The organism is Streptomyces sp. MAR4 CNX-425, assembly GCF_048656465.1.
In the GTDB taxonomy this organism is placed as follows: Bacteria; Actinomycetota; Actinomycetes; order Streptomycetales; family Streptomycetaceae; genus Streptomyces.
On the sequence record NZ_JBMDLF010000010.1, the window covers coordinates 13,505 to 40,152 of the forward strand.

Sequence of the window (26,648 nt, forward strand, 5' to 3'; positions counted from 1 at the left end):
ACGACCAGCGTACCCACCCGGAACGACGATCTTGCCGCTCGAACGAGTGGCCGGTCTTCGCTGCCTTGACGCGCCGCGCCCGGGGCGTCGCTACGGGCCGCCCGCGCCGTAGGGCTCGCGGTCGGGCGAGTCCTCAGCGGGCGGCGTGGTGCCCTCGCAGATCGTGATGTTGCCCCTGCGCTCGCAGTCGATCCCCTCCTCGTGCGCGAACCACGCCAGCAGGAGGCCGGCGAGAAGCGCCACCGCCACGGCGACGGACCGCGGCACCCCCGACCGCGGCGGGTCTTCGTTGTCGTCCGCTGGACCTATCATGCCGGAGCCCCCCGTCTCCCGGTTTCCCTCTGACCGCCGGAGCGTAGGGACACGGGGGGCGGGAAGTCTCCGACATTCGGCGGTGCCCGAAAGCGGCGCCCGGCATGCGGGTGCCCGCGAGCCGCCGCCGGGCCCGGCTCAGATACCCCGGGCCGTCAGGATGCGGTTCGCCGCGTTCACCGAGTCCACCAGGGGGTGCAGCGCCATCGCGCGCAGCGCTTTCGCGCGGCTGCCGGTGTCCGCCGCGGCGATCGTCGAGCGCTCCACGTCCTTCAGCGTCAGCATCAGCCCCAACTGGTCGGCCGCCGCCGGCGGCGTCGGGATCGGGTGCGCGCCGCGGGCGTCCACGCGGCAGGGGACCTCGATGACGGCGTCCGCGTCCAGGCCGGGGACCGTCGTGCGGTTGGGGACGTTGAGGATCAGGGTGGCGTGCTCGTCGCGGGCGATGGCGCGCATCAGGGCCAGGGCGACCCGGTCGTAGCCGCCGCCGTCCAGGTCGCAGGTGTCGCGCTGCCAGCCGCCGGTGCTCTCGCGGCTCTCCGCCATGTACGTCGCCTCGCGCTCCTTGCGCGTGCGCTCCCACACCGCCGCCGCCTCGCCGGGGTCGGCCGCCGCGGCGGCGTAGAACGCCGCCTGCTGCTCGCGCAGGAACTCGCCGCGGGTCGCCGGGGCGTCGCGCAGGGCGCTGATCGCCTCGCGGTTGAAGTAGTAGTAGTGCAGGTACTCGTTGGGCAGCGAGCCCAGCGCCTGAAGCCACTCGGCGCCGAAGAGCTTGCCCTCCTCGAAGGACTCCAGCGCCGCGGTGTCGGCGAGCAGGGCGGGCAGGCGGTCCTCGCCGTCGACGAGGATGCGGCGCAGCCAGCCGAGGTGGTTGAGGCCCACGTAGTCCAGCTCCGTGCGCTCCGGGTCCACGCCCAGCGCGCGGGCGGCGCGGCGGGCCATGCCGACCGGGGAGTCGCAGATGCCGATGACGCGGTCGCCGAGGAGGCGCTGCATGGCCTCGGTGACCATGCCGGCCGGGTTGGTGAAGTTGATGACCCAGGCGTGCGGGGCGACGGCCGCGACCCGTTCGGCGATGTGCATGGCGGCGGGTACGGAGCGCAGCCCGTACAGGACGCCGCCGGCGCCGACGGTCTCCTGGCCGAGCAGGTCCTCCGAGAGCGCGGCGCGCTCGTCGAGGCTGCGGCCTTCGAGGCCGCCGGCGCGGATGGCGGAGAAGACGAAGTCGGTGTCGCGCAGGGCGTCGTCGAGGTCGGTGGTGGTACGGACCGCGGGTGGCCGGGCGCCGCGGGCCGCCGCGTCGGCGGCGTGCTGCGCGAGGACGGCGCCGATGGCCGTAAGGCGCCGCGGCTCCGTGTCGTACAGGACGAGCTCGGTGCACCGCCCCGACTCCTCGCCGCTGTCTTCGAGCAGGGCCCGGTACACCAGCGGCACGCGGAACCCGCCGCCGCCCAGCACTGTCAGCCTCATACCGTGATTACCTCCACACCGGCCTCGCCGAAGGTCGCGAGGGTCGCCGGGTCCGATGACGTGTTCGTGATGAGCATCTGCACGTCCTCGGGGCCGCAGATGCGCACGAGCCCCGAGTCGCCGGGGAACTTGCCGGCGCTGGCCAGCAGCACCACCTGCCGGGACGCTCTGATCATGGCCCGCTTGACGGGCACCTCGACGTGCGTGCTGTCCAGCACGCTGCCGTCGGGGAGGATGCCGCTGGCGCCGAGGAAGAGGCGGCCGACGTACAGCTCACGGAGGTTGGACTCGGTGAGCACGCCGACGACCGAGCGGTAGTTCCGCCGGACCTCGCCGCCGAGGAGGATCAGGGTGACCGCGGGGTCGTCGCGCAGCTCCTCGTAGACCGCGAGGTTGCTGGTGACGATCGTCACAGGGCGGCCCCGCAGCCGCTGGGCCAGCGCCAGCGTGGTGGTGCCGATGTCGAGCAGCACCACGTCGCCGTCCTCGACCAGCTCCGCGGCGCGGGTGGCGACCGCGTCGCGGCCGCCCGGGTCGTCGACGGCGACCTCCGCGAAGGGCCGCTCGTCGTCCGCGCGGGCGGCGACGGCGCCGCCGTAGACCCGGGTGAGGCGGCCGGCGCGGCCCAGCTCGGTGAGGTCGCGGCGGGCCGTGGCCTCGCTGACGCCGAGCCGCGTGGCGATCTCCCGGACGGGCAGCACGCCCTCGTCGCCGAGGATGCTCAGCAGCTTCTCGTGGCGCGTCTCTCGCAGCATGGACCGCAATGTACTCCACCTGAGCGAGTTTGCGCGAGTGTGAGTGACCTCTTGCAAAATCTGTCGCGGCGGTGCAAGGTGTCGCTCAATGTGAACCACGAGCAGGAAGGACACGCCGTTGACCACTCCCTCGGCGGTCCGCACAGCGATCGATCCGCTGGCGGGCACACGGGCTGCCGGCGATCCGGAGCACGACGTTCTCCTGACCGGCACCGTGTTCATGGACATCGTCTTCACCGGCCTCGAAGGCGCGCCCGTACGCGGCAGTGAGAACTGGGCCCGCGGCATGGGCTCCAGCCCGGGCGGCATCGCGAACATGGCCACCGCGCTCGCCCGCCTCGGGCTGCGCACCACGCTCTGCGCGAGCTTCGGCGCCGACCTCTACGGCGACTACATCTGGGAGAGCCTGGCGGAGAACGAGGGCGTCGACCTCTCGCCGTCGCGGCGGCTGGCCGGCTGGCACTCGCCGGTCACGGTCTCCATGGCGTACGAGGGCGAGCGGACCATGGTGACGCACGAGCACCCCGCGCCCGCCCCCGTCTGCGCCGACCTCCCGCGCGCCCGCTCCGTGGTGGCCTCCCTGGAGCCCGGCCGGGACGAGGAGTGGGTGCGGCACGCGCACGACAAGGGCTCGCAGGTCTTCTCCGACGTCGGCTGGGACGAGACCGGCCGCTGGGACCTGGCCGCGCTGACCGGCCTGCGCTACAGCCACGCCTTCCTGCCCAACGCCGCCGAGGCGCAGCAGTACACCCGCACCGACTCCCCGGAGCAGGCCGTACGCGCCCTCGCCGAGCTGGTGCCGATCGCGGTGGTGACCAAGGGCCCCGACGGCGCCGTCGCCGTGGACGGGATCACCGGCGAGAGCGCCGACGTCCCCGGGCTGCTGGTGGACGCACTCGACCCGACCGGCGCCGGCGACGTGTTCGTCGCCGGCTTCATGACCGGGACCCTGGCGGGCTGGCCGCTCGCCGACCGGCTCGCCTTCGCCAACCTCACCGCCGCGCTGTCCGTACAGCACTTCGGCGGCTCCCTGTCCGCGCCCGACTGGACGGAGGTGGCCGCGTGGTGGATCGAGGCCGCCGCCCGCGCCAAGGCCGGCGACGTGGACGCCGCCGAGGTGGCCCGGCGGTACGACTTCCTGGACGGCCTGGTCCCGGCCCTGGTGCGGAGCCGTCCGCGCCGGCGGGCGATTCCGACCATCGGCTTCCGGGACGAGTAGAAGGAGTTCTGATGGGATTGCGCAACAAGGGCGGCGGTAGACAGCGGACCAGGACACGTACCCTCGTGCCCGCCGCGCTCGCCGCCGGGCTCGCCGTCATAGCGGCCGGCTGCGTGCCCGGCACCGACGGCTCCGGCGCCGTCGAGGGCGGGGGCGCCGGCGGTACGGGCGGCGTACCGGACCCGTCGAAGGCGGGGAACGTGACGCTGACCGTCTGGGACCAGGAGGTCCGCGGGGGCCAGCACGCGGAGATCGAGCAGCTCAACAAGGAATTCCAGGAGAAGTACCCGAACGTCAAGATCAAGCGGGTCTCCCGGAGCTTCGACGACCTGAAGACGACGCTGAAGCTCGCGCTCTCCGGCAACAACCCGCCGGACGTCGTCCAGGCCAACCAGGGCTACCCCGACATGGTGGCGTTCGTGCAGGCCGGGCTGCTCATGCCGCTCGACAACTACGCGGGCATCTACGACTGGAACACGCGCTATCCCAGCACCCTGCTGAACCTCAACCGGGTCTCGGCTGGGGGTACCGCCCAGGCCGAAGGCTCTGGGGGAGGCAAGCAGTTCGGCACCGGCAGGCTCTACGGGATCTCCCAGACCGGCGAGTTCATCGGGCTCTACTACAACAAGGAGAAGCTCGCCGACGCCGGCCTGGAGCCGCCGAAGACCTGGAAGGAGTTCACCGACGGCCTTCAGACGCTCAAGGACGAGGGCGAGCTGCCCATCCAGTTCGGCAACCTCGACCAGTGGCCCGCCATCCACAACTTCGGTGTGCTCCAGGACCACTTCAACGCCGCCGAGAGCCGCGACACCGTCCTCGGCCGCGGCGACGGCTTCGACAACGCGCACACCAAGGACGCCGCCGCGCTGCTCGTCGACTGGATCGACAAGGGCTACCTGCCGAAGGACGCCAACGGCCTCGGCTACGACGCCGCCTACAAGAAGTTCGCCGGCGGCGACGGCGCGTACCTGATCGCCGGGACCTGGCTGCAGGCCGACCTGAAGAAGCCCATGGGCGACAAGCTCGGCGTCATGGCGCCGCTGCCCGCGACCGCGGGCGGCAACCCCGTCACCACCGGCGGCCAGGGCCTGTCCTGGTCCGTCACCTCCAAGTCCGCGCACCCCGAGGTGGCCGCCGCGTACCTGGACTTCATCACCGACGAGCACGCCGCCGACGTCATGACCAAGCACGGCGTGCTGCCCGCCGTACCCGGCAAGGCCGCCGACGAGGTCGACCCGGACAGCGCCGACGGCCAGATGATCGCGGCCTGGAAGCGGCTCAACGAGGACGACGGCCTGGTCCCGTACCTGGACTACGCCACGCCCACGTTCTACGACACCGCCTCCGCCGGGTTGCAGGACCTCATCGCCGGCAAGATCTCGCCCGAGGAGTTCGCGCAGAAGCTGCAGGACGACTACGGGCCGTTCATGGAGAAGCAGCGCGGCGACGGCGCCGGCTCCGAGCCTGCGGGGTCGTGATGAAGTCCCTCACCGCCGGCTACGGCCGCCGCGCGCCCGGCGAACCCCGGGCGGTCGGATACCTGTACGTCCTGCCCGCGCTGGTCATCTACGCGCTGTTCCTGCTCGTCCCGTTCGGGCAGTCGGTGTGGCTGTCGTTCCTGCACTGGGACGGCCTGACCCGGGCCACCTCCGCGGGCTTCGACAACTACGCCGACATCTTCACCGACCCGTCGCTGCGCGCCCCCTTCGGGCACGCGCTGGTGCTGCTGATCTTCTACTCGGCGCTCCCCGTCTGCATCGGCCTGCTGCTCGCGGCGGCCATGTCGCGGATCCGGGTGCGGGGCCTGACGTTCTTCCGCACCGTGCTGTTCCTGCCGCAGGTCCTCGCGATGGTCGTCGTCGGCGTCGCGTGGCAGTCGATCCTCGCCCCCGACGGGCTGCTGAACGACGTGCTGCGCGCCGTGGGCCTGGACTCCCTGGCCCGCCCCTGGCTCGGCGACTACGACTGGGCGCTGCCCGCCGTCGGCATCGTCGGCACGTGGGTCATGACCGGTCTGTGTCTCGTGCTGTTCCTGGCGGGCGCCCAGCGCATCCCCAAGGAGCTGTACGAGGCCGCGCGGCTGGACGGCGCGGGCGCGTTCCGCGAGTTCTTCGCCGTCACGCTGCCGGCGCTGCGCGCCGAGATCGCCGTGGCGCTGACCCTGACGATCGTCGCCGGGCTGCGCAACTTCGACCTGATCTACGTCATGACGAGCGGCGGCCCCGGCGAGGCCACCTCCGTGCCGGCGTACGAGGTCTACCACCGCGCCTTCGAGCTGAACCAGGTCGGTTCCGCCGCGGCCGTGGGCGTCGCGCTCACCGTGCTGATCTTCACCCTGACCGTCACGGTCTCCCGGCTCGTCGAAGGGCGGCGCTCATGAGCTCCCGGATCGAACGCACCTTCACGTACGGCATCCTCTCGATCTTCGCCGTCATCTCGCTGACGCCGGTCATCGGCATCCTGTCGACGGCGTTCGGCGAGCAGGGCTCGCTCAAGACCGGGTTCTCGCTGCCGGAGGACGGGCTGAACTGGGGCAACTTCTCCGACGCCTGGAGCCAGGGCCACTTCGGCACGTACCTCGGCAACTCGATCCTGGTGGCGGTCGTGGTGGTCACCGTCGCGACGGTGCTGTCGATCCTGGCCGCGTACGCCTTCGGCGTGATGCGCTTCCCGGGCTCGAACATCCTGTTCTACGTGTTCGTCATCGGCCTGACGCTGCCGCAGGAGGCGCTGGTCGTGCCGCTCTACTTCGACCTGCGGCACTACGAGATCACCGACACGTACTGGGCGCTGATCCTGCCGCAGACCGCGCAGTCGCTCGCGTTCGGCGTGTTCTGGATGCGGACGTACTTCCGCAACAGCGCGCAGTCGGTGATGGAGGCGGCCCGGGTCGACGGGGCGAACAGCTTCACGACGCTGTGGCGGATCCTCGTGCCCATGGGGCGGCCGGCGATCACCACGATGATCGTCATCACCTTCATGTGGACGTGGAACGAGTTCCTGATGGCGCTGGTGATGATCAGCGAGGAGGGGCTGCGGACGGTGCCGCTGGGGCTGGCGTTCTTCCAGGGCCAGCAGACCTCGGACACCTCGCTGCTGGCCGCGGCGGCGGTGCTGATCGCGCTGCCGGTGGTGGTCGTGTACATCGCGCTCCAGCGGCGGTTCATCGAGGGAATGCTCACCGGAGCGGTGAAGGAGTAGGAGTGGCAGTGCCGATGCAGGGGCCGTACGACGTGGTGACCATGGGGCGGGTCGGGGTGGACATCTACCCGCTCCAGACCGGCGTCGGCCTCGCCGAGGTCAGCACGTTCGGCAAATACCTCGGCGGGAGCCCCACCAACGTCGCCGTCGCCGCCGCCCGCTACGGGCACGGCGCGGCGGTGGTCACGAAGACGGGCGCCGACCCCTTCGGCACCTTCGTCCGCGACGCGCTGCGCGGATACGGGGTCGGCACCGACTTCGTCGGCACCTCACCGGCGCTGCCCACGCCCGTGACGTTCTGCGAGATCTTCCCGCCGGACGACTTCCCGCTCTACTTCTACCGCTACCCCAAGGCCCCGGACCTGGACCTGACGGCGGCCGAGGTGGACCTGGAGGCGGTTCGCGCGGCGCGGGTGTTCTGGATGACCGGCACCGGGCTGTGCGAGGAGCCCTCGCGGTCGGCGACGCTCGCGGCGCTCGCGGCGCGGGGGCGGGCGGCGCACACGGTCTTCGACCTGGACTGGCGGCCGATGTTCTGGCCGGAGGGGGCTGCCTTGTCGACGGCCGGGCCGGCGGACGGTCCCGCGCGCGGGCTGTACCGCGAGGCGCTGGCCCACGCGACGGTCGCCGTCGGCAACCTGGAGGAGTGCGCGGTCGCGACGGGGGAGCGGGAACCGCGCGCCGCGGCGCGGGCCCTGCTGGCGACGGGGGTGGAACTGGCCGTCGTCAAGCAGGGCCCGCGGGGGGTGCTGGCCGTGCACCGCGACGGCGCGGAGGCGGAGGTGCCGCCGGTGCCGGTGGAGGTCGTCAACGGCCTTGGCGCGGGGGACGCCTTCGGCGGGGCGCTGATCCACGGGATGCTGGAGGGCTGGGAGCTGAACCGGACGATCGCGTTCGCGAACGCGGCGGGGGCGCACGTGGCGGGGGAACTCGCGTGCTCCGACGCGATGCCGACGGCGGCTCAGGTGGAGGAGCGCCTGCGCGCGGCGGAGGCGGGGTCGTGACCCGGGCGACCACCGGGCGCGGACCCGGGCCGCGGTGCCCGGGTGCGCGTGGCCCGGGTGACCCGGGTGGCGTGCGTGGCGCGGGCGGCGCGCGTGGCGCGGGGGACCCGGCCACGCGCGCGGCGCGGAGCCGGCGGGTGTGCGGGCCGGCGGGTGGGAGCGCGCGCGGGTCGGCGGGCCCGTGCGCGGGCGGGCCCGCGGGCCCGGGCACGAGCGGTGTGAGCGGCTCCGCTTCGTCCGCCCCCCGTCCCCCGCACACCCGCCCCAGGGTAGGCCGCGCCGGTGACACGACGCGTACGGAGCGTACGCGGCCGGGCGGTGCGACGATCGAGGTACGCACCGCAACCACCGCGACCGCTGCCCCCACCCGCGTCCGCGCCCACTCCCCGGAGACCCACGCATGACCGTTGAGAAGATCGGCGACCTCACCGCCGCCCGCGTCCACAGCCCCGAGGCCGTCGCCGTCGCGGCCGCCGCCCGCCGCCCCGCGGCCTCGCCCCTCGGGGGCGGCGGCGCCGACGGCGACACCGGCCGGGCGCTGATCATCGCCGCCGACCACCCCGCCCGCGGCGCCAACGCCGTCGGCGCCGACGCGCACGCCATGGCCGACCGCGGCGAGCTGCTCGAACGGCTCTGCCTCGCCCTGGAGCGCCCCGGCGTCACCGGCGTGCTGGCCACCGCCGACATCCTCGAAGACCTGCTCCTCCTCGGCGTCCTCGACGGCAAGGCCGTCTTCGGCTCCATGAACCGCGGCGGCCTCGCCGGCGCCGCGTTCGAGATAGACGACCGCTTCACCGGCTACGACGCCGAGACCATCGACGCCATGGGCTTCGACGGCGGCAAGATGCTCACCCGCATCGCCCTCGACGACCCCGCCACCGCCGCCACCCTGGAGTCCAGCGCCCGCGCCGTCGACGCCCTCGCCGACCGCCGCCTCGTCGCGATGGTCGAGCCGTTCCTGTCCCGCTGGCAGGACGGCCGGGTACGCAACGACCTCTCCCCCGACGCCGTCGTCACGTCCGTCTCCATCGCCTCCGGGCTCGGCCGCCGCAGCGCCTACACCTGGCTGAAGCTGCCCGTCGTCCCGGAGATGGAGCGCGTCGTCGCCGCCACCACGCTGCCCGTGCTGCTCCTCGGCGGCGACACCGGCGGCGGCGCGGACGCCCAGCGGGCGGTGTTCGACGCCTGGCGCGGCGCGCTGCGGCTGCCGGGGGTACAGGGTCTGGTGGTGGGCCGTTCGCTGCTGTATCCGGCGGACGGCGACGTGAGCGGGGCAGTGGACCGGGCGGTGAGCTTGCTGTGAGCGACAAGTTGTTCCTGAAGAGCGGGGAGTCGGCCGCCGGCCCGTACCGTACGGTCGTCACCCCCCGCTCCGCCGGCTGGGGCTACTCCGGCCTGCGCATCCTCGAACTCGCCCCCGGCGAGAGCCGCACGCTCGCCACCGGCGACGCCGAGCACCTCGTGCTCCCCCTCGCCGGCGGCTGCACCGTCGAGGCCGACGGCGAGCGCCTCACCCTCGCCGGCCGCCCCGGCGTCTTCGGCGCGCCCACCGACTTCGCGTACGTGCCGCGCGACGCCGAGGTCCGCGTCGCCAGCCCCGGCGGCGGCCGCTTCGCGCTGCCCTCGGCGCGCTGCGAGCGCCGGCTGCCGGTGCGCTACGGGCCCGCGGAAGACGTGCCCGTGGAGCTGCGCGGCGCCGGCACGTGCAGCCGCGAGGTGCACAACTACTGCCTGCCGCAGACCTTCGACGCCGACCGGCTGCTGGTCTGCGAGGTGCTCACCCCCGGCGGCAACTGGTCCTCCTACCCGCCGCACAAGCACGACGAGCACCGCCCCGGCGCGGAGAGCGAGCTGGAGGAGATCTACTACTTCGAGGTCGCCGACGGGCCGCAGGGACCGGGAATGGCCTATCAGCGCGTCTACGGCACCGCCGACCGCCCGCTGGACGTGCTCGCCGAGGTGCGCAGCGGCGACACCGTGCTCATCCCGCACGGCTGGCACGGCCCGTCGATGGCCGTGCCGGGCTACGACCTGTACTACCTCAACGTCATGGCCGGCCCCGGCGCCGAGCGGGCCTGGCTGATCTGCGACGACCCGGCGCACGGCTGGATCCGTGGCACCTGGGACGAGCAGGAGACCGACCCGAGGCTGCCGTTCGGAGGAGGGACGCGATGAGCGAGGTACCCGGCAAGGACACCGTCAGGCTCACCACCGCGCAGGCGCTGGTGCGCTTCCTGGCGGCCCAGTACAGCGAGCGCGACGGCGTCGAGCGCCGCCTGATCCCCGGCATGTGGGGCATCTTCGGCCACGGCAACGTCGCCGGCGTCGGCCAGGCGCTGCTCCAGGCGGTCCGTACCGGCGAGGCGGACCTCCCGTACCACCTGGCGCGCAACGAGCAGGCCATGGTCCACTCCGCCACCGCCTACGCCAAGACCGCGGGCCGGCTCCAGACCTACGCCTGCACCTCCTCCATCGGCCCCGGCGCCACCAACATGGTCACCGGCGCCGCCCTCGCCACCACCAACCGGCTGCCCGTCCTCCTGCTGCCCGGCGACGTGTTCGCCACCCGCGCCGCCGACCCGGTGCTCCAGCAGCTCGAAGACCCCCGCAACGGCGACGTGTCCGTCAACGACGCGCTCCGGCCCGTCTCCGCGTACTTCGACCGCGTCGACCGCCCCGAGCAGCTCATCCCCGCCGCGCTCGCCGCGATGCGGGTGCTCACCGACCCCGCCGAGACCGGCGCCGTCACCCTCGCGCTGCCGCAGGACGTGCAGGCGGAGGCGTACGACTGGCCCGTGGCGTTCCTGCGCCGCCGCGTCTGGCACGTGCCCCGCCCCGCGCCCGAGCCCGCCGCGCTCGCCCGCGCCGTCGCGCTGCTGCGCGGCGCCCGCCGGCCGCTGCTCGTCGCCGGCGGCGGCGCGGTGTACTCCGAGGCGTGGGCGGAGCTGCGGGCGTTCGCGCTGCGCACCGGCATCCCGGTCGCGGACACGCACGCCGGCAAGGGCGCCGTGCCCTGGGACCACCCGTGCGCCGTCGGCGCGCTCGGCTCCACCGGCACCGCCGCCGCCAACGCGCTGGCCGCCGAGGCCGACGTCGTCCTCGGCGTCGGCACCCGCTACAGCGACTTCACCACCGCCAGCCGCACCGTCTTCGCCCGCCCCGACGTGGCGTTCGTCAACCTCAACGTCGCCCGCCTCGACGCCATCAAGCACGCCGCCGAGCCGCTGGTCGCCGACGCCCGCGCGGGCCTCGAAGCGCTCGACGCCGAACTGGCCGACTGGCAGGTCGACGACGACTACCGCGCGCGTGTACGCGAACTCGCCGACGGCTGGCGCCGCACCACCGACGCCGTGTACCACCCCGACCGCGGCCACGGCCCGCCCCCGGCGCAGACCGAGATCCTCGGCGCCGTCAACGACCTGACCGACGACCGCGACGTCGTCATCAACGCCGCCGGGTCCATGCCCGGCGACCTCCAGGCCCTCTGGCGGGCCCGCGACCCGAAGGCGTACCACGTCGAGTACGCGTACAGCACCATGGGCTACGAGATCGCCGCGGGGCTCGGCGTGAAGATGGCCGCCCCCGACCGCGAGGTCGTCGTCCTCGTCGGGGACGGCTCGTACCTGATGCTCTCCCAGGAGATCGTCACCGCGGTCGCCGAGGGCCTGAAGATCGTCGTCGTCCTCGTCGACAACGGCGGCTTCGCGTCCATCGGCGCGCTGTCCGAGTCGCTCGGCTCGCAGCGCTTCGGCACCCGCTACGCCGGCCGCAACCCCGACACCGGCGAACTCGACGGCGGGCCGCTGCCCGTGGACCTGGCCGCGAACGCCGCCAGCCTCGGCGCGAACGTGCTGCCGGCGGCGACGGTCGCGGAGTTCCGGACCGCCTTCGCCCGGGCGAAGGCGGCGGAGCGCACCACCGTGGTGCACGTCGTCACCGACCTGACCGGGCCCAACCCTCCGTCCTCGGCGTGGTGGGACGTGCCCGTGAGCGAGGTCGCGGAGCTGGACTCCACGCGCAAGGCGTACGAGGAGTACCGCGACGCCAAGCGCGCCCAGCGCCCGTACCTCTGAGCCCCGAACGACCCCGAGAACAACCCCGCAAGCTAAGCGAGACCCTCATGCACACGATCGAGCACTGGATCGCCGGCGGCCTCACCGCCGCCTCCTCCACCCGCACCGCCCCCGTCTACGACCCCGCCACCGGCCGCGAGCAGGCCCGCGTCCTGCTCGCCGAGACCGCCGACGTCGACGCCGCCGTGAGCGCCGCCGCCAAGGCGTACGACGGCTGGCGCGACAGCTCGCTGTCCCAGCGGATGCGCGTGATGTTCGCCTTCCGCGAGCTGCTCGCCCGGCACGAGGACGAGCTGGCCCGCCTCATCTCCGCGCAGCACGGCAAGGTCGTCTCCGACGCGCGCGGCGAGGTCGTCCGCGGCCGGGAGGTCGTCGAGTACGCCTGCGGGATAGCCGACGCCCTCAAGGGCGGCTACTCCGACCAGTACTCGCGCGGCGTCGACGTGCACTCCTTCCGCGAGCCGCTGGGCGTGTGCGCGGGCATCACGCCGTTCAACTTCCCCGCGATGGTGCCGCTGTGGATGCACCCCCTCGCCATCGCCACCGGCAACACCTTCGTGCTCAAGCCGAGCGAGCGCGACCCGTCCGCCTCCAACCTCGTCGCGCAGCTGTACGCGGACGCCGGGCTGCCCGACGGCGTGTTCAACGTCGTCCACGGCGACCGGACCGCCGTCGACGCGATCCTCGACCACCCCGGCGTCGCCGCCGTCTCCTTCGTCGGCTCCACGCCCGTCGCGACGCACGTGCACGAGCGCGCCACCGCCGCCGGCAAGCGCGTCCAGGCGCTCGGCGGCGCCAAGAACCACGCCGTCGTCCTCCCGGACGCCGACCTCGACTACGCCTCCGACCAGCTCGTCGCCGCCGCCTACGGCTCAGCGGGCGAGCGCTGCATGGCGATCTCCGTCGCCGTCGCGGTCGGGGACGCGGCGGGCCCGCTGGTCGAGGCGCTGGAGCGGAAGGCGCGCGCGGTGCGCGTCGGACCCGGCGACGACCCGGCCAGCGAGATGGGCCCGCTCGTCACCCGCGCCGCGCAGGAGCGCGTCGGCGGGGCGGTCGCCTCGGCGGCGGAGCAGGGCGCCACGGTCGTCGTCGACGGGCGGGACCTGACGGTCGCGGGCCACGAGGAGGGCTTCTTCACCGGGCCGACGCTGCTGGACCACGTCACCGCGGCGATGGACGCGTACCGTACGGAGATCTTCGGCCCGGTGCTCGCGATCGTCCGCGTGAAGACCCTCGACGAGGCGATCGCGTTCATCAACGCCAACCCGTACGGCAACGGCACCGCGCTCTTCACCGGCGACGGCGCCGCCGCCCGCCGCTTCCAGCGCGGGGTGCACGTCGGGATGGTCGGCATCAACGTGCCGGTGCCGGTGCCGATGGCCGCGTACTCCTTCGGCGGCTGGAAGGACTCCCTCATCGGCGACAGCCCCGTGCACGGCGAGGAGGGCGTGCGCTTCTACACCCGCCCGAAGGTCGTCACCTCCCGCTGGCCGGACGGCGGCAACCCGGCGGCCCGGAGCGCGGCGTTCGCGTTCCCGACCGCCAACTGAGCCCTCCCGCCAGCACTACGTCAAGGCCCCCCGCGACGGGGCCCCGACCACCGAGAGGCCGCACCCTCATGACGACGAACGCACCGGACGCACCCGCCGCCCCGCGCCCCGCCGCGGGCAACCTGTGCCTGGGCTCCGCCCCCTGCTCCTGGGGGGTGTGGTTCCCCGAGGAGGAGCACCAGGTCCCGTACACCCGCTTCCTCGACGAGCTGGCCGAGACCGGCTACAAGTGGCTGGAGCTGGGCCCGTACGGCTACCTCCCCACCGACCCGCAGCGCCTCGCCGGCGAACTCGCCGACCGCGGCCTCCAGGTCTCCGGCGGCACGATCTTCGGCGCCCTGCACCGCCCCGCCGAGTGGGACGCGACGCTGGCCGCCGTCCGCCGGGTCGCCGAGCTGACCGCCGCCGCGGGCGCGCACCACCTCGTGCTCATCCCGCCGCTGTACCGCGACGAGAAGACCGGCGACTTCACCGAGCCGCCGGAGCTGACCGCCGGCCAGTGGACGGCCCTCGGCAAGGCCGCCGACGACCTCGGCCGGATCCTCCTCGACGACTACGACGTCCGGCTCGTCGTCCATCCGCACGCCGACAGCCACATCCAGACGCAGCCGGAGATCGAGCGCTTCCTGAACGCCACCGACTCCCGCTACGCCAACCTCTGCCTGGACACCGGCCACGTCGCCTACGGCGGCGGCGACAACCTCGACCTCATCCGCCGCTACGCCGAGCGCATCGGCTACGTCCACATCAAGCAGATGGACCCGGTGATCATCGAGCAGGTCCGGGCCGAGAACCTGTCGTTCAGCGAGGCCGTCAGCCGCGGCGTGGCCGTCGAGCCCCCGGCCGGGGTGCCGAACCCGGCGGACGTCGTCGAGGCGCTGTCCGGGCTGGACGCGGAGCTGTTCGTGGTCGTCGAGCAGGACCTGTGGCCGTGCGAGCCGGACGTGCCGCTGCCGATCGCGGTCCGCACCCGCGACTACCTGGCGGGCGTGGGCCTCAGCGGCACCCGCCGCCCCCGCTGAAGCGGCTCGCTGAAAACGATTACTGAGGAGCACCCAGACATGACCGTACGCATCGGAGTCGTCGGCACCGGCGCCATCGGCCGCGAACACGTCGAGCGCCTCACCCGCACCGTCGCCGGCGCCCGCGTCACCGCCGTCGCCGACATCGACCCCGCCGCCGCCGAGAAGGCCGCGGCGGAGGCCGGCGGCGCCCGGGTCGCCGCGGACGTGGCGGATCTGATCACGGCCGACGACGTGGACGCCGTGCTCGTCTCGTCCTGGCACGCCGCCCACGCCGAGCACGTGCTCGCCGCGATCGCCGCGGGCAAGCCGGTGCTCTGCGAGAAGCCGCTGGCCACCACCGCGGAGGACGCGCTGCGGGTGCTGGCGGCGGAGGAGGCGCACGGGCGGCGGCTGGTGCAGGTCGGGTTCATGCGCCGGTACGACCCGGGGTACCGGGAGCTGAAGCGCGTCATCGCCGGCGGCGGCATCGGCCGCCCGCTGATGATGCACTGCGCCCACCGCAACCCGACCCAGAGCGAGCGCTACACCACCGAGATGGCCGCGCAGGACACCGGCGTGCACGAGATCGACGCCGCCCGCTGGCTCCTCGACGACGAGATCGTCTCCGCGCAGGTCATCATGCCCCGCGCCACCGAGCGCCGCTTCCCGCACCTGAAGGACCCGCAGTTCATGCTCTTCGAGACGGCCGGCGGCGTCCGCATCGACCTGGAGGTCTTCGTCAACTGCCAGTACGGCTACGACATCCGGTGCGAGACCGTCGGCGAGACGGGCCTCGTCCGGCTGCCCGACCCGGCGCGCGCCGAGGTCCGCGCGGCGGCGCGGGCCGGCACGGAGATCGACCAGGAGTGGGGCGGCCGCTTCGCCGCGGCGTTCGACGCGGAGGTGCAGACCTGGGTCGACTCGGTGGCCGCGGGCGCGGCCACCGGCCCGAGCGCCTGGGACGGCTACGCCGCCACGGCGGTCGCGGCGGCGACGGTCGAGGCGCAGCGCACCGGCGCGGTGGTGGACGTGGACCTCGTACCGCGGCCCGCGTTCTACGCCTGAGCCGGGCGGGCCGGGCCCTCAGAGCCCCCGGGCCACCGCCCGGCCCGCCCGCAGTGCTTCCGCGGCCCGGCCCCTACCGCGGGGGGAGGGGCCGGACCGCGGGAACCCCGCACCCGCTCCGGTGCGTCTCCCCCACCGACAGGCAGGTCACAGGGGGTAGGGATGTCGCTGACGGAGCCGCAGGCGCGGCGCCGCCCGACGTGGGTCAAGGTGACCACGGCGCTCGGCCGGAGCGTGTACGTGCTGGCGGCCCTGCCGCCGGCGCTGCTGGCGATGTTCGTCCCGATGTACCGCGGCGCCGGGGACTGCTCGCCCGGCGAGCCGGGCCCGTGCGACCACATCCATGAGATGAGCGATACCCTCGCCGCCCTGCTGTTCCTGGGCGTGCTCGCGCTGCTGGCGGCCGGCGCCGTCGCGCAGTCCGCCGGCGCGCGGCGGGCGGCGGCGGCGCGGAAGGGGCCCGGGCTGGCGCTGGTGTTCGGGCCGCTGGCGGTGCCGGCGGTGGCGTACGCGATATTGGTGTACGCGTACACGCCGGCGTAGCAGCCGCGGCCGGTCCGGCCGCGGCGACCGGTACGGCCGCGGCGACCGCCGCTCAGACGTCGTCGCCGGCGAGGACGTCGTCCGCGTCCACGATCCGGTACGCGTACCCCTGCTCGGCGAGGAACCGCTGCCGGTGCGCGGCGAAGTCCTGGTCGACGGTGTCGCGGGCGACGAGCGAGTAGAACCGGGCCTCGTGCCCGTCCTCCTTCGGCCGCAGCACCCGCCCGAGCCGCTGCGCCTCCTCCTGCCGCGACCCGAACGTGCCGGAGACCTGGATGGCGACCGTCGCCTCCGGCAGGTCGACCGAGAAGTTCGCGACCTTCGACACCACCAGAACACTGACTTCGCCGCTGCGGAAGGCGTCGAACAGCTTCTCGCGGCGGGCGTTGGTCGTCTCGCCCTTGATGACGGGCGCGTCGAGGTGCTCGCCCAGCTCGTCGAGCTGGTCGATGTACTGGCCGATGACGAGCGTCTGCTGCCCCGCGTGCCGGGCGACCAGGGTCTCGGCGACCCGGCGCTTGGTGTCGGTCGTGGCGCAGTAGCGGTACTTCTCCTCCGTCTCCGCCGTGGCGTACGCGAGCCGCTCCGCGTCGGTGAGGTTCACCCGCACCTCGACGCAGTCCGCGGGCGCGATGTAGCCCTGCGCCTCGATCTCCTTCCACGGGGCGTCGAAGCGCTTGGGCCCGATCAGCGAGAACACGTCGGACTCGCGGCCGTCCTCCCGTACGAGCGTGGCCGTCAGCCCGAGCCGGCGGCGCGCCTGGAGGTCGGCGGTGAACTTGAAGACGGGCGCCGGCAGCAGGTGCACCTCGTCGTAGACGATCAGCCCCCAGTCGCGGGAGTCGAACAGCTCCAGATGCGGATAGACGCCCTTACGGCGCGTCGTCAGCACCTGGTACGTGGCGATGGTGACCGGGCGGATCTCCTTGCGGGCGCCGCTGTACTCGCCGATCTCGTCCTCGGTCAGCGACGTGCGGCGCAGCAGCTCGCTCTTCCACTGCCGGGCCGCGACCGTGTTCGTCACCAGGATCAGCGTCGTCGCCTTCGCCTCGGCCATCGCCCCCGCGCCGACGAGCGTCTTGCCCGCCCCGCACGGCAGCACGACGACGCCGGACCCGCCGTGCCAGAAGCCCTCGACGGCCTGCTTCTGGTACGGCCGCAGCGCCCAGCCGTCCTCCACCAGCGAGACCGGGTGCGCCTCCCCGTCCACGTACCCCGCGAGGTCCTCGGCGGGCCAGCCGAGCTTCAGCAGCGCCTGCTTGATCTGCCCGCGCTCCGACGGGTGCACGGCGACGGCGTCCTCGCCGAGCCGCGCCCCGACCAGCGGCCGGATCCGCTTGGACCGCAGGATCTCCTCCAGCACCGGCCGGTCGGTGGTGGTGAGCACGAGGCCGTGCGCGGGGTCCTTGGTGAGCGTCAGCCGCCCGTACCGCGCCATGGTCTCGGCGACGTCCACGAGCAGCGCGTGCGGCACGGGATAGCGCGAGTAGGTCACGAGCGCGTCGACGACCTGCTCGGCGTCGTGCCCGGCGGCCCGCGCGTTCCACAGGCCCAGCGGCGTGACGCGGTACGTGTGGATGTGCTCGGGGGCGCGCTCCAGCTCGGCGAAGGGCGCGATGGCGCGCCGGCACTCCTCCGCCAGCTCGTGGTCCACCTCCAGCAGGAGCGTCTTGTCCGACTGCACGATCAGGCACGACATGCCGGACCTCCTCCCACACCCTCGCTCACCGCTGCTCCCCCTGGTGCCCCCCTGCCGGGAAACTCGGGAACAGGAAATTCTACCCCGACACGGCGGGGCCGCGCGGCGCGCGGGCGGGCGGGGTCAGCCCATCGCCTTCTTCACCAGTTCGGTGACCGTCTTCTCGTGGGCGGGTGTCAGCTCGGTGATGGCGAAGGAGGTCGGCCACATGGTGCCCTCGTCGAGGCGCGCGGCGTCGTTGAAGCCGAGGGTCAGATACCGCGACTTGAACTTGTCCGCGGTCTGTACGAAGCAGACGATCTCCCCGCCCTTGCCGTTCTTCGCGCCCACGGCGTAGGCCGGCATCCCATACCAGAGCCGCGGCGACAGCGACGGCGCCGCCTCCGTGATGAGGGAGTGCAGCCGTCCGGCGATGCTCCGGTCGGGCTCCGGCATCTCGACGATCTTCTCCAGGAGGTCCGCCAGCGGGTCGGACTTGACACCGCGCTTGGCCTTCTTGATCTCCTTCGCGCGCTCCTTCATGGCCGCGATCTCTGCTTCGGTGAAGCCTTCGTAGGATTCGCCGTCCTCGGCCGTGGCTGCCTTCTTCGCGTCCGTCATCGCAGTACCTTTCTGGGGTCTGACCGGGTACGGGTCCCAGATTACGAAGAACGGACCGGCGAAGACTTCTTCAAAACTGACCGGGAGGTCCGCAGTGGCACGCAGCCGCCGACTGATCCTGACCCCGCCCGAGAAGGTGTGGGACCTGCTGAGCGACGGCTACCGCTACGGCGACTGGGTCACCGGCACCCGCCAGGTCCTCGACGCCGACCCGCACTGGCCCGGCGTCGGCGCGCGGCTGCGGGTGCGCGTCGGCGCCGGGCCGGTGGCGCTGGACGACACCTGCGTCGTCCGGGTGTGCGAGCCGGGGCGGCGGCTGGAGCTGGAGGCCAAGGCCGACCCGTTCGGGGCGGCCCGGATCGCGATGCGGCTGGAGCCGTGGGGGGAGAACACGCTGTTCTTCCTGGACTGGCACCCGCTGCGCGGGCCGGGGACACGGATGCACGGGCTGCCGGTGGACTACCTGGTCGCGGTGCGCAACGGGATGATGCTGACGAAGCTGGCGCGCATCGCGGTACGGGAGTACCGGGCGGCCGGGGGCCGGGTGGGCGGCGGCGGGGTCAGGACGGGGTGACCGGCTCCGGCTCCTGGAACGACTGTCCGATGGCGTGAGGGGCGCGCGGGCGGGTGCCGAGCCGGTGGTGCAGCCCGTGGCCGGGCAGGTGTTCAGGGGGTGTCGTCGGCGAGTTCGGCGGCGCCGGTGATGCGGTGCAGGGGGTAGGTGCGGACCTCGTCGGCGGTGTGGTCGTACGCGGTGACGTAGCCGCCCTCGACGCGGACGGGGGCGATGACGCGCTGGCTGGCGGCGCCGTCGGCGTTGACGTAGCCGATCCAGACGGCGGCGTCGCTGAGGACGGCGGCCTGGAGGACGGCGAGGGTCTCGGCGGAGGTGGTGCGGGGGAGACCGCCGGGTCGGGCGGCGCCGGGGGCCGGCGCGGCGGCTTCGGCACCGGGGGTGCCGGTGCCGGATCCGGCGGGGGCGGGGCGGACGGGGGCGGTGGCGGCGCGGTCTCCGGCCCGTACGGCGCGGACGGCGGCGGCGAGGAGGGTCCCGTCCGGCACGGGCGGGCCGTCGGGGACGGGCGCGGGCGGCGTCCGGGGCGGGGTGCGGTGGGCGGCGGCGCGGGCGACGAGGACGGCGCCGTCCGGCGACTCGGCGGCGGGGGCGTAGCCCATCGCGCGGAGCCGGTCGAGCAGCACGTCCGGCGGGGTGGGGGAGACGAGGACGGTGGGCGCGAGGTGCCGTAGCCGCAGCTCGGCGGAGCGGCGGTCGGCGACGATCTCCGCGAGGAGCGCGTCGTCGTCGCAGCGGAGGTACGCGCCGGCGGCGCCGATGCGCAGGCGGCCGTGCTTGCGGGCGACATCGTCGATGAGGTAGCTGAGCGGCTGCGGCACGGGGGTGCGGGAGTGGACGGCGAGGAAGTCGTGCAGCTCGGCGGCCGACCGGCCGGCGTCGAGGGCGCGGCGTACGGACTCCTGGGTGAAGCGGTAGACGGTGGCCCCGCCTTTGGACTCGACCTCGGCGAGGACGCCGAGCACGGCGGCGAGTTCGCGCTGGAGGGGGCCGGGGGCGATGGCGGTGAGGTCGGCCTGGAGGAGCACGTGGTCGACGGGCGGGGGGAGGTGCGGCGCGAGCGCGCCGGCGGCGCGGACGGCGGCGGCGTGCGCCTCGGCGGGGGTGGCGGGGGCGGTGCGCGCCGGGGCGGCGGGGGTGCGGAGGCGGGCGGCGAGGGTGTCGGCGCCGGTGACGGGGGTGGGGGCGTCGGCGGGGAGGGCTTCGGCGGGGGGCGGGGCGTCGGCTGCGTCGGCGGCTGCTTCGGCTTCGGCGGCTGCTTCGGCGTCGGTGCCGGTCGCGGGCGGTCGGCCGGGCTGTTTGTCAGCGGGGCCGCCTACCCTGGGGCGGGAGTGCGGGGGACGGGTGGGGGTGGCGGCGTCGGTTGGTGCCGCGGTCGGGGGAGCGGTCGGCTGCGCGGTCGGGTCGGCGGGCGGTGCCGCGGTCGGGTCGGAGGGTGCATCCGTGGCCTCCGGCGTCGTCAGCAGCGCGCGGCCGTGGGCCGCCAGCGCGCCGCGGCCCGTGACGCCCAGCAGCTCCGCCTCCTCCAGCGTCCACCGGGCCAGCCGCGCCCGCAGGTCGTCCTCCTCGCCCTCCGCCGGGCCGCCGCCCCGCGGGGGGCGTTCCCAGCGGAGCCGCTCCACCACCGAGTCCGCCGTCGCCGCCGTGCCCTCCGGCAGCCCCGCGAGCAGCGCCAGCACCCCGCGCCGCACCTCCGGCGCCGCGCCCCGGTCCAGTCCCTCGCCGAGCGCCGCCAGCGCCCGGCCCTTGCCGTCGCGGCCGCCGACCAGTCCCGGCGTCCGCGTCGCCGCCAGCCACGCCGCCGTCAGCTCGGCCCACCGCTCGGCCGCCGGCAGCTCCAGCCACGCGTCGTACGCGGGCGTCGGCGCGTACCGCTCGTCCGCCCCGCCGTCCGAGGCCAGCAGCCCGGCCCCGTACGCCAGCTCCACCCAGAACGCCGCCCGCGGCTCCGTGACGTCCAGCGCCGCCGCCGTCCGCTTCAGGTCCCGTACGGCCAGGCCGCCCGCCCGCAGCACCGACGGGCTCGCCGTCGCCCACTCCCCGAGCAGTTCCTCGACCGTCTCCACCGCCACCGCCGCCTGCCCCGCGGCCGTCGCGTCCACCACCCGCGTCCCGTACGTGCCCGCCGCCACCGGCTCCGGCGGCACCGCCGCCACCCGCCGGTGCGCGCGGCCGTCGCGCAGGTGCAGCGCCACCTCGCGCGGCAGCAGCACGTTCCCCGGCGCCGTCGGCAGCAGCAGCCCCCGGTCCAGCAGCCACCGCACGTGCGCCGGCGGCTGCGCCGACACCGTCCCGTACGGCGGCCCCCAGGTCAGCCGCCCCAGCACCGTCACCGCGTCCGGCGGCGCCTGGTCCAGCAGGTCCGCCATCCGCTTCGGGTCGGAGAACAGCGCGGTCAGCGACTCCACCGCGGACACCGGGTCGTGCGTCGCCGGCAGCCCCGCGTGCGCGAGCACCTGCTGCAACCGCCCCGGCGACATCCCCGTCGCCGCCTCGGCGGCGCCCGGCCCCAGCCCGGTCGGGGACCCGGACGCCTGCGGCGCCAGCAGCTCCCGCGCCGTACGCACCAGCCGCAGCCGCCGCTCGTCCCCCCACACCAGCGCCTGCGCGCGCAGCTCCGCGACGGCGCGCGGCAGCGCGGCCACGGTGTCGGGCTCGTCGCCCATCAGCCCGGCCAGCACGTCGTACGGGCACGGGTCCGGCGCGACGGCGAGCGCCTGGGCGGTCTGCTGCGTGAACAGGTCGAGCCGTTCGAGCGCGCGGACGACGGAGGCGCGGGTGCCGGCGCGGGTGGCCAGCTGGGTGAGGTCGCCCGGTACGGGGGTGAGCAGGTCGGGCCGGGCGCGGAGCAGCTCGGCCAGCGCGGTGTCCGGGCGGGCGCGGAGCTCCTCGGCGAGGGTCCGGGCGGGGTTGCCGGTCGTCATCCGCTCCACAGTAGTCCTCGCCGGCGGGGCGCTACCGGACCGAGCCGTGCGGAAACGGCCCGGCCCTCAGGGCTGCGCCGCCGTCGGCCCGGCCCGTCCCGTACGCGCCTTCCGGCGGCTCTGCGGTACGGCCCGCCCGGCGGCGGCTACGTCGGGTCCGCGCCCAGGGTGTCCAGCACCGGCGGCGCGGGCTCCACCGGCTTCGGCATCACCGCCGCCTCCGAGTGCCCGCCGCAGCCGTACGCGAGCGAGACGACGTGTCCGTCCGCCGGCGAGTACTCGTTGGCGCAGACGCCGAAGGCGCGCCGCAGCGAGCCCGCGAGCGGCATGAGGAACCCGCAGCTCACGCAGGACGCCGGCGCCGCCTGCGCCATCGGCGTCTTCGGGCCGTACTCGTCCTCCCAGCGGTCCGCGGCGGTGTGCAGACCGTAGCGGGAGAGCACGCGGTGCCGGGTCATGCCCAGCTCGTCGGCGATCGCCGCGATCTCCGCCCGCCGCGGTACGCCCCCGGGCGGCGCGGCGCCCTCCGCGGCCCCGGCGCCCTCGGCCGCCTCGCCCTCCGCGGCCTCGCTTTCCGCGGCTTCGGCCTCAACGGCGTCGACGGACCGCGCCGCCCGGGCCGCGGCGCCCCCGACGTCCGCGACGTCCTCCTCCAGCTCCTCCTCGCCCACCGCCAGCCCCGGCTCCAGCCGCAGGTCCTGGTCCTCCGTGGGCAGCAGGTCGCCGGGCCCGAGGTCCCCGGGGCGCAGCCGTTCGTTCCACGGCACCCACTCCGGCGCCAGCAGCGCCTCCGGGCCGGGGAGCAGCACCGTCTCGTCCAGCGTCACCGCCCGCGCGCGGGACGCGCGCGCGACCGTCACCGCCCACCGCCAGCCGCGGTACCCCGGCAGCCGGCACTCGAAGAGGTGGGTCACCACCCGCGTGTCGTCGGCGATGACGCCGAGGTGCTCGCCGACCCGGTCCGCGCCGGCCGACTCCTCGGCCGCCTCGCGGGCGAGGCCGACGGCGTCGGCGCACTGCTGGTCGGGGGCGACGCGGCTGCGCGCGCGCGTGCCGCGCACCGCGGGCGGCGTCTCGGCGGGGCTGTTCGCAGGGCTCATCTGGCTCACAGTCTTTCGGTACGGACGGCCGAGCGGGCGCGGAAGCCGAGGGAGCGGACCGGGGGGCCGCGTCAACGCTCGATTCCTCACGACACACTCAGAGGCGCGTCTTTCACCCTACCTGGCGCCGCGCCGGGACCGTACGCCCACCACCCGCCCCGGCGCCCCGCCGCCCCCGCCGCACCCCCCGGGCGGGCCGCCGCGTGCCCCGTACGGACCACCCGCCGGTCCCCCGATGACCGCGGGGCGCGTACCGGGACCCCGCCGCCTGTCCACCGGCTGACCGCCGGATGACCGTATGCGCCCGCGCGGTTCTCGCCCTACCCTCCCGCGTGCGGGCACTATGGCGAGGTGGTCGAGGACCGGGCGGCTCCCGCGACCGGCCCGCTGCACCAGGCGGGCCGGGCGGTCGGGCGTGCCGTGCGCCGGCCGGTCGTCGGCGCGGGCCGGCGGATCCGCCGGGCCACGCACGCGCAGGGCGCGGGGGAGTCGGGCCTGGGGCGGCTCATCGAGCTGCACATGGTCAACGCCGCCGGGGACATGATGATCACCATCGCGCTGGCGTCGACCGTCTTCTTCTCCGTACCGACCGACGAGGCCCGCGGCCGGGTCGCGCTCTACCTCGCCATCACCATGGCCCCGTTCGCCCTGCTCGCCCCGGTCGTCGGCCCGCTGCTCGACCGCGTCCCGCACGGCCGCCGCGCCGCGATGGCCGGCACGATGCTGGCGCGCCTGCTGCTGGCGCTGGTGCTGTCGGGGGCGGTGAAGTCCGGGGACCTGAGCCTGTATCCGGCGGCGCTCGGCGTGCTGGTGTGCTCGAAGTCGTACGGGGTGGTGCGCTCCGCCGTCGTGCCGCGGCTGCTGCCGCGCAACACGTCGCTGGTGAAGGCCAACAGCCGGGTGACGCTCGCCGGGCTGCTCGCCACCGGGATCGCCGCGCCGGTCGGCGGGCTGCTGCACGTCATCGGGCCCGGCTTCCCGCTCTACGGGGCGATGGTCATCTTCGGCTTCGGGGTGCTGCTGTCGTTCCGTATGCCCCCGGCCGTCGACTCCGCGCGCGGAGAGGGCAAGGCGCGGCTGGCGGCGGGCGGGGAGGGCCGGCTGCGGACCCCGCCGAAGCCGGGGCTGCGCTCCGTCGGCCCCTCGGTGCTGTACGCGCTGCAAGCCAACTCCTCGCTGCGCGTGCTGTCGGGGCTGATGACGCTGTTCCTGGCGTTCCTGCTGCGCGACAACCCGCCGGGCGGGCTGCGGCCGGAGCTGACGCTCGGCATGGCGGCGGTCGCCGCCGGCACCGGCAACGCGCTCGGCTCGGTCATCGGCTCCTGGCTGCGCGCCCGCGGGCCGGAGAAGCTGATCGCCGTGCTGCTCTCGCTGGCGCTGGCGACGGCGGTGCTGGCGGCGGTCTTCTACTCGCTGCCGGCGGTCATCTGCGTGGCGGCCATGGCGGGGTTCGCGCAGTCGCTCGCGAAGCTGTCGATGGACGCGCTGATCCAGCGGGACGTACCGGAGTACGTGCGCACGTCGGCGTTCGCCCGCTCCGAGACGGTCATCCAGCTGTCGTGGGTCGCGGGCGGCGCGATCGGCATCCTGCTGCCGCTCAACGGCGTGGGCGGCATGGCGGCGGGGGCGGCGGTCGTCGCCGCGGGGCTGCTGGCGACCGTGCGGGGGCTGCTCACCGCCGCCCGCCGCGGCACGCCGCACCCGCGCGTGGCCTGACCGGGGGCGGCAGGTAGCCTGCCCGCATGACCACTGCGCCCGCCACCACCGCGTTCTCCCACGCCCGCGGCCGCCGCGCCGCCCTTCGCGCCGGTCGTTCCGGGGCGGCTCTGGGCGTCGCCGCCCTCTCGGTCGTCGCCCTCGCCGGGTGCGAGAAGCCGACGCCGCTGGCCCAGATCACGGTGGGGGACCGGACGGCGAGCACGGAGGCGCAGTGCTACGAGGAGGAGAAGAACATCACCGGCGTGCAGCTGACCGCGTGCGTCGAGGAGAGCGCGGACGCGTCGATCACCGTGGACGCGGGCGACCGGGTCCGGATCGGGGTGGACCCGGACATCGCGGACACCGGGTGGACGCTGTGGGTGGACGGCCGGCCGGTGGTGCCGCGGCCGAGCAAGCACACGTATGTGACGTACAGCGGGGACCAGTTCTTCAACACGCGGTCGGAGACGGGCCAGCCGGTGCAGGACGACGAGGCGAAGGTCGGCATCGTGGAGATCGACGACGACGGCAACTACAAGGGCGCGTGGAGCTTCGACCTGAAGCGCAAGGAGTCCTGACGGGACGCCGGACGGTGTGCGCGACGGGACGGCGCGTGCCGCGCGCCGCGCGACGGGGCCCGGGAGGACCGGGCTCCGCGGGTCTGCGCACTGCGGGTCAGGGCTCGGCGGGTCTGTGCTCTGCGGGGCCGGGTTCGGCGGGTCTGCGCACTGTGGGTCTGTGCACTGGTCTGCGCACTGCCGGGCGGCTGACGGGCCGCGCGGCGGGGCGGCGGAGCTGATGCCCGGCGGCGGGGCGGTGGCGCCCGGCGGCGAGCGGGGACTGCCGGCGGCGCGGCCCACCCCGGGGCGTATGCGCGGGAGCCGGGCGTCCGCGGGCCGGGTGCTGGTGGTCACGGCCGTTGCCGCGGAGGCGGAGGCGGTCGGGCGGGCCGGGCGGGGTTACGACGTCGTGGTCGGCGGGGTGGGTCCCGCGGCCGCCGCGGCGGCCACCGCCACCGCGCTGGCCGGGGCGGTCGTTCCGTACGACGTCGTCGTCGCGGCCGGGATCGGCGGCGGCTTCGCGGGCGCGGCGCCCGTGGGCGGGGTGGTCGTGGCGGACGAGATCGTGGCCGCGGACCTGGGTGCGGAGACGCCCGAGGGGTTCGTGCCCGTCACCGAGTTGGGCTTCGGCGCCGTGTCCCACCGCCCGCCGCCGGAGGCGGCGCGGGCCGCGGCGGAGGCGGCCGGCGCGGTGCTGGGTGCGGTGCTGACCGTGTCCACCGTCACGGGCTCCGCCGAGCGCGCCGCCGCCCTGCTGCGTCGCCATCCGCGGGCCGCGGCGGAGGCGATGGAGGGCTTCGGCGTCGCCGAGGCCGCGGCCCGGCACGGGGTGCCGGTGCTGGAGATCCGCGCGGTGTCCAACGCGGTGGGCCCCCGCGACCGCGCCGCCTGGCGCATCCCTGCCGCCCTGAAGGCCCTGACGACCGCCTTCGCGCGCCTCCCCGACCTGGCCATCGCCCGTGACACCGGCACCGGCGACCTCCCCGCCGCCGCACCCGCCCCACCTTCCCCGCACTCCCGCCCCAGGGTAGGCCGCCCCTCCGACAACGCCCCGCCAGCACCACCGCCCGACGACTCCTCGCCCCGCCCCGCCGTCGACCGTCCCGCCCCCGGCCGCCTGGCCCTCGACCGTCCCGGCGACGACCGTCCCGGCGACGACCGCCCCGCCGACGACCGCCCCGCCGACGACCGCCTCGCCGTCGATCGTCCCGGCGACGACCGTCCCGCCGACGGCCGCCCCGCCGTCGACCGCACCACCCCCGGCCGCCCCGCCGTCGACCGCCCTACCCCCGGCCGC

22 protein-coding genes and 1 pseudogene are annotated in these 26,648 nt (G+C 75.0%); 16 read left to right on the forward strand and 7 right to left on the reverse strand.

Annotation, left to right across the window (positions count from 1 at the left end):
* Nucleotides 1-90: 90 nt before the first annotated feature.
* From ACHZ99_RS25235 to ACHZ99_RS25245, 3 genes are all read right to left on the reverse strand, one after another.
* The gene (locus ACHZ99_RS25235) at nucleotides 91-312 is read right to left on the reverse strand and encodes a hypothetical protein (RefSeq protein ID WP_420307029.1); all 222 of its coding nucleotides are present in this window, start codon (nucleotides 310-312) and stop codon (nucleotides 91-93) included.
* 138 nt (nucleotides 313-450) lie between these two features.
* A complete protein-coding gene (locus ACHZ99_RS25240) occupies nucleotides 451-1,782 on the reverse strand; it encodes a 6-phospho-beta-glucosidase (RefSeq protein WP_420307030.1) in 1,332 nt (443 codons plus the stop codon).
* Nucleotides 1,779-2,537: a DeoR/GlpR family DNA-binding transcription regulator gene (locus tag ACHZ99_RS25245; protein ID WP_420307031.1), complete on the reverse strand. Its 759-nt coding sequence runs from the start codon at nucleotides 2,535-2,537 to the stop codon at nucleotides 1,779-1,781. Before ACHZ99_RS25245 ends, ACHZ99_RS25240 begins: the two co-directional genes overlap by 4 nt.
* A 118-nt stretch (nucleotides 2,538-2,655) precedes the next feature.
* Between ACHZ99_RS25245 and ACHZ99_RS25250 the strand changes: the two genes are divergently transcribed.
* The 12 genes from ACHZ99_RS25250 (at nucleotide 2,656) to ACHZ99_RS25305 (ending at nucleotide 16,196) form a co-directional block, all read left to right on the forward strand.
* Nucleotides 2,656-3,756, forward strand: coding sequence for a PfkB family carbohydrate kinase (locus ACHZ99_RS25250; RefSeq protein WP_420307032.1), 1,101 nt, complete (start codon nucleotides 2,656-2,658; stop codon nucleotides 3,754-3,756).
* Nucleotides 3,757-3,767: 11 nt separating this feature from the next.
* Nucleotides 3,768-5,234, forward strand: coding sequence for an ABC transporter substrate-binding protein (locus ACHZ99_RS25255; RefSeq protein WP_420307033.1), 1,467 nt, complete (start codon nucleotides 3,768-3,770; stop codon nucleotides 5,232-5,234).
* A complete protein-coding gene (locus tag ACHZ99_RS25260; RefSeq protein WP_420307034.1) occupies nucleotides 5,234-6,136 on the forward strand; it encodes a carbohydrate ABC transporter permease in 903 nt (300 codons plus the stop codon). Before ACHZ99_RS25255 ends, ACHZ99_RS25260 begins: the two co-directional genes overlap by 1 nt.
* Nucleotides 6,133-6,957 (forward strand): carbohydrate ABC transporter permease, encoded by an 825-nt coding sequence (locus tag ACHZ99_RS25265; protein WP_420307035.1) that lies wholly within the window; start codon nucleotides 6,133-6,135, stop codon nucleotides 6,955-6,957. Before ACHZ99_RS25260 ends, ACHZ99_RS25265 begins: the two co-directional genes overlap by 4 nt.
* A 14-nt stretch (nucleotides 6,958-6,971) precedes the next feature.
* Nucleotides 6,972-7,961 (forward strand): 5-dehydro-2-deoxygluconokinase, encoded by a 990-nt coding sequence (iolC, locus tag ACHZ99_RS25270; protein WP_420307306.1) that lies wholly within the window; start codon nucleotides 6,972-6,974, stop codon nucleotides 7,959-7,961.
* A 400-nt stretch (nucleotides 7,962-8,361) separates the two neighbouring features.
* Entirely contained in the window at nucleotides 8,362-9,264 is a 903-nt protein-coding gene (locus tag ACHZ99_RS25275; protein WP_420307036.1) for a Cgl0159 family (beta/alpha)8-fold protein, read from the forward strand.
* Nucleotides 9,261-10,136: a 5-deoxy-glucuronate isomerase gene (gene iolB / locus ACHZ99_RS25280; protein ID WP_420307037.1), complete on the forward strand. Its 876-nt coding sequence runs from the start codon at nucleotides 9,261-9,263 to the stop codon at nucleotides 10,134-10,136. The genes ACHZ99_RS25275 and iolB overlap by 4 nt, the downstream gene beginning before the upstream one ends.
* Complete coding sequence (gene iolD / locus ACHZ99_RS25285; protein ID WP_420307038.1) at nucleotides 10,133-12,034, forward strand: 3D-(3,5/4)-trihydroxycyclohexane-1,2-dione acylhydrolase (decyclizing); 1,902 nt, start codon at nucleotides 10,133-10,135, stop codon at nucleotides 12,032-12,034. Before iolB ends, iolD begins: the two co-directional genes overlap by 4 nt.
* A 47-nt stretch (nucleotides 12,035-12,081) precedes the next feature.
* Nucleotides 12,082-13,584 carry a CoA-acylating methylmalonate-semialdehyde dehydrogenase gene (locus ACHZ99_RS25290; protein WP_420307039.1) on the forward strand — a complete coding sequence of 501 codons (1,503 nt, stop codon included), beginning with the start codon at nucleotides 12,082-12,084 and terminating at the stop codon, nucleotides 13,582-13,584.
* 68 nt (nucleotides 13,585-13,652) lie between these two features.
* On the forward strand, nucleotides 13,653-14,606 hold the full coding sequence (locus ACHZ99_RS25295; protein WP_420307040.1) for a TIM barrel protein: 954 nt from the start codon (nucleotides 13,653-13,655) through the stop codon (nucleotides 14,604-14,606).
* Between the two features lie 39 nt (nucleotides 14,607-14,645).
* Nucleotides 14,646-15,653: a Gfo/Idh/MocA family protein gene (locus tag ACHZ99_RS25300; RefSeq protein ID WP_420307041.1), complete on the forward strand. Its 1,008-nt coding sequence runs from the start codon at nucleotides 14,646-14,648 to the stop codon at nucleotides 15,651-15,653.
* 162 nt (nucleotides 15,654-15,815) lie between these two features.
* Entirely contained in the window at nucleotides 15,816-16,196 is a 381-nt protein-coding gene (locus ACHZ99_RS25305) for a hypothetical protein (protein ID WP_420307042.1), read from the forward strand.
* A 52-nt stretch (nucleotides 16,197-16,248) separates the two neighbouring features.
* On the opposite strand, the gene ACHZ99_RS25310 is transcribed toward ACHZ99_RS25305, so the two are convergent.
* Together ACHZ99_RS25310 and ACHZ99_RS25315 are read right to left on the reverse strand one after the other, a co-directional pair.
* Complete coding sequence (locus tag ACHZ99_RS25310) at nucleotides 16,249-17,895, reverse strand: DNA repair helicase XPB (RefSeq protein ID WP_420307043.1); 1,647 nt, start codon at nucleotides 17,893-17,895, stop codon at nucleotides 16,249-16,251.
* A 123-nt stretch (nucleotides 17,896-18,018) separates the two neighbouring features.
* Entirely contained in the window at nucleotides 18,019-18,495 is a 477-nt protein-coding gene (locus ACHZ99_RS25315) for an iron chaperone (protein WP_420307044.1), read from the reverse strand.
* Between the two features lie 94 nt (nucleotides 18,496-18,589).
* Between ACHZ99_RS25315 and ACHZ99_RS25320 the strand changes: the two genes are divergently transcribed.
* On the forward strand, nucleotides 18,590-19,069 hold the full coding sequence (locus tag ACHZ99_RS25320; protein ID WP_420307045.1) for an SRPBCC family protein: 480 nt from the start codon (nucleotides 18,590-18,592) through the stop codon (nucleotides 19,067-19,069).
* A gap of 92 nt (nucleotides 19,070-19,161) precedes the next feature.
* Here ACHZ99_RS25320 and ACHZ99_RS25325 read toward each other — a convergent pair whose 3' ends face one another.
* Together ACHZ99_RS25325 and ACHZ99_RS25330 are read right to left on the reverse strand one after the other, a co-directional pair.
* Complete coding sequence (locus ACHZ99_RS25325) at nucleotides 19,162-21,993, reverse strand: helicase-associated domain-containing protein (RefSeq protein WP_420307046.1); 2,832 nt, start codon at nucleotides 21,991-21,993, stop codon at nucleotides 19,162-19,164.
* 146 nt (nucleotides 21,994-22,139) lie between these two features.
* On the reverse strand, nucleotides 22,140-23,093 hold the full coding sequence (locus ACHZ99_RS25330; protein ID WP_420307047.1) for a DUF3027 domain-containing protein: 954 nt from the start codon (nucleotides 23,091-23,093) through the stop codon (nucleotides 22,140-22,142).
* Between the two features lie 351 nt (nucleotides 23,094-23,444).
* On the opposite strand from ACHZ99_RS25330, the gene ACHZ99_RS25335 reads away from it, so the two are divergent.
* The 3 genes and pseudogenes from ACHZ99_RS25335 to ACHZ99_RS25345 all read left to right on the forward strand — a co-directional run.
* Nucleotides 23,445-24,809 (forward strand): MFS transporter, encoded by a 1,365-nt coding sequence (locus ACHZ99_RS25335; RefSeq protein WP_420307048.1) that lies wholly within the window; start codon nucleotides 23,445-23,447, stop codon nucleotides 24,807-24,809.
* Nucleotides 24,810-24,835: 26 nt separating this feature from the next.
* Entirely contained in the window at nucleotides 24,836-25,369 is a 534-nt protein-coding gene (locus ACHZ99_RS25340; protein WP_420307049.1) for a hypothetical protein, read from the forward strand.
* A 292-nt stretch (nucleotides 25,370-25,661) separates the two neighbouring features.
* Nucleotides 25,662-26,291 (forward strand): annotated as a pseudogene (locus tag ACHZ99_RS25345) (futalosine hydrolase); the annotation flags it as partial.
* Nucleotides 26,292-26,648: the final 357 nt, after the last annotated feature.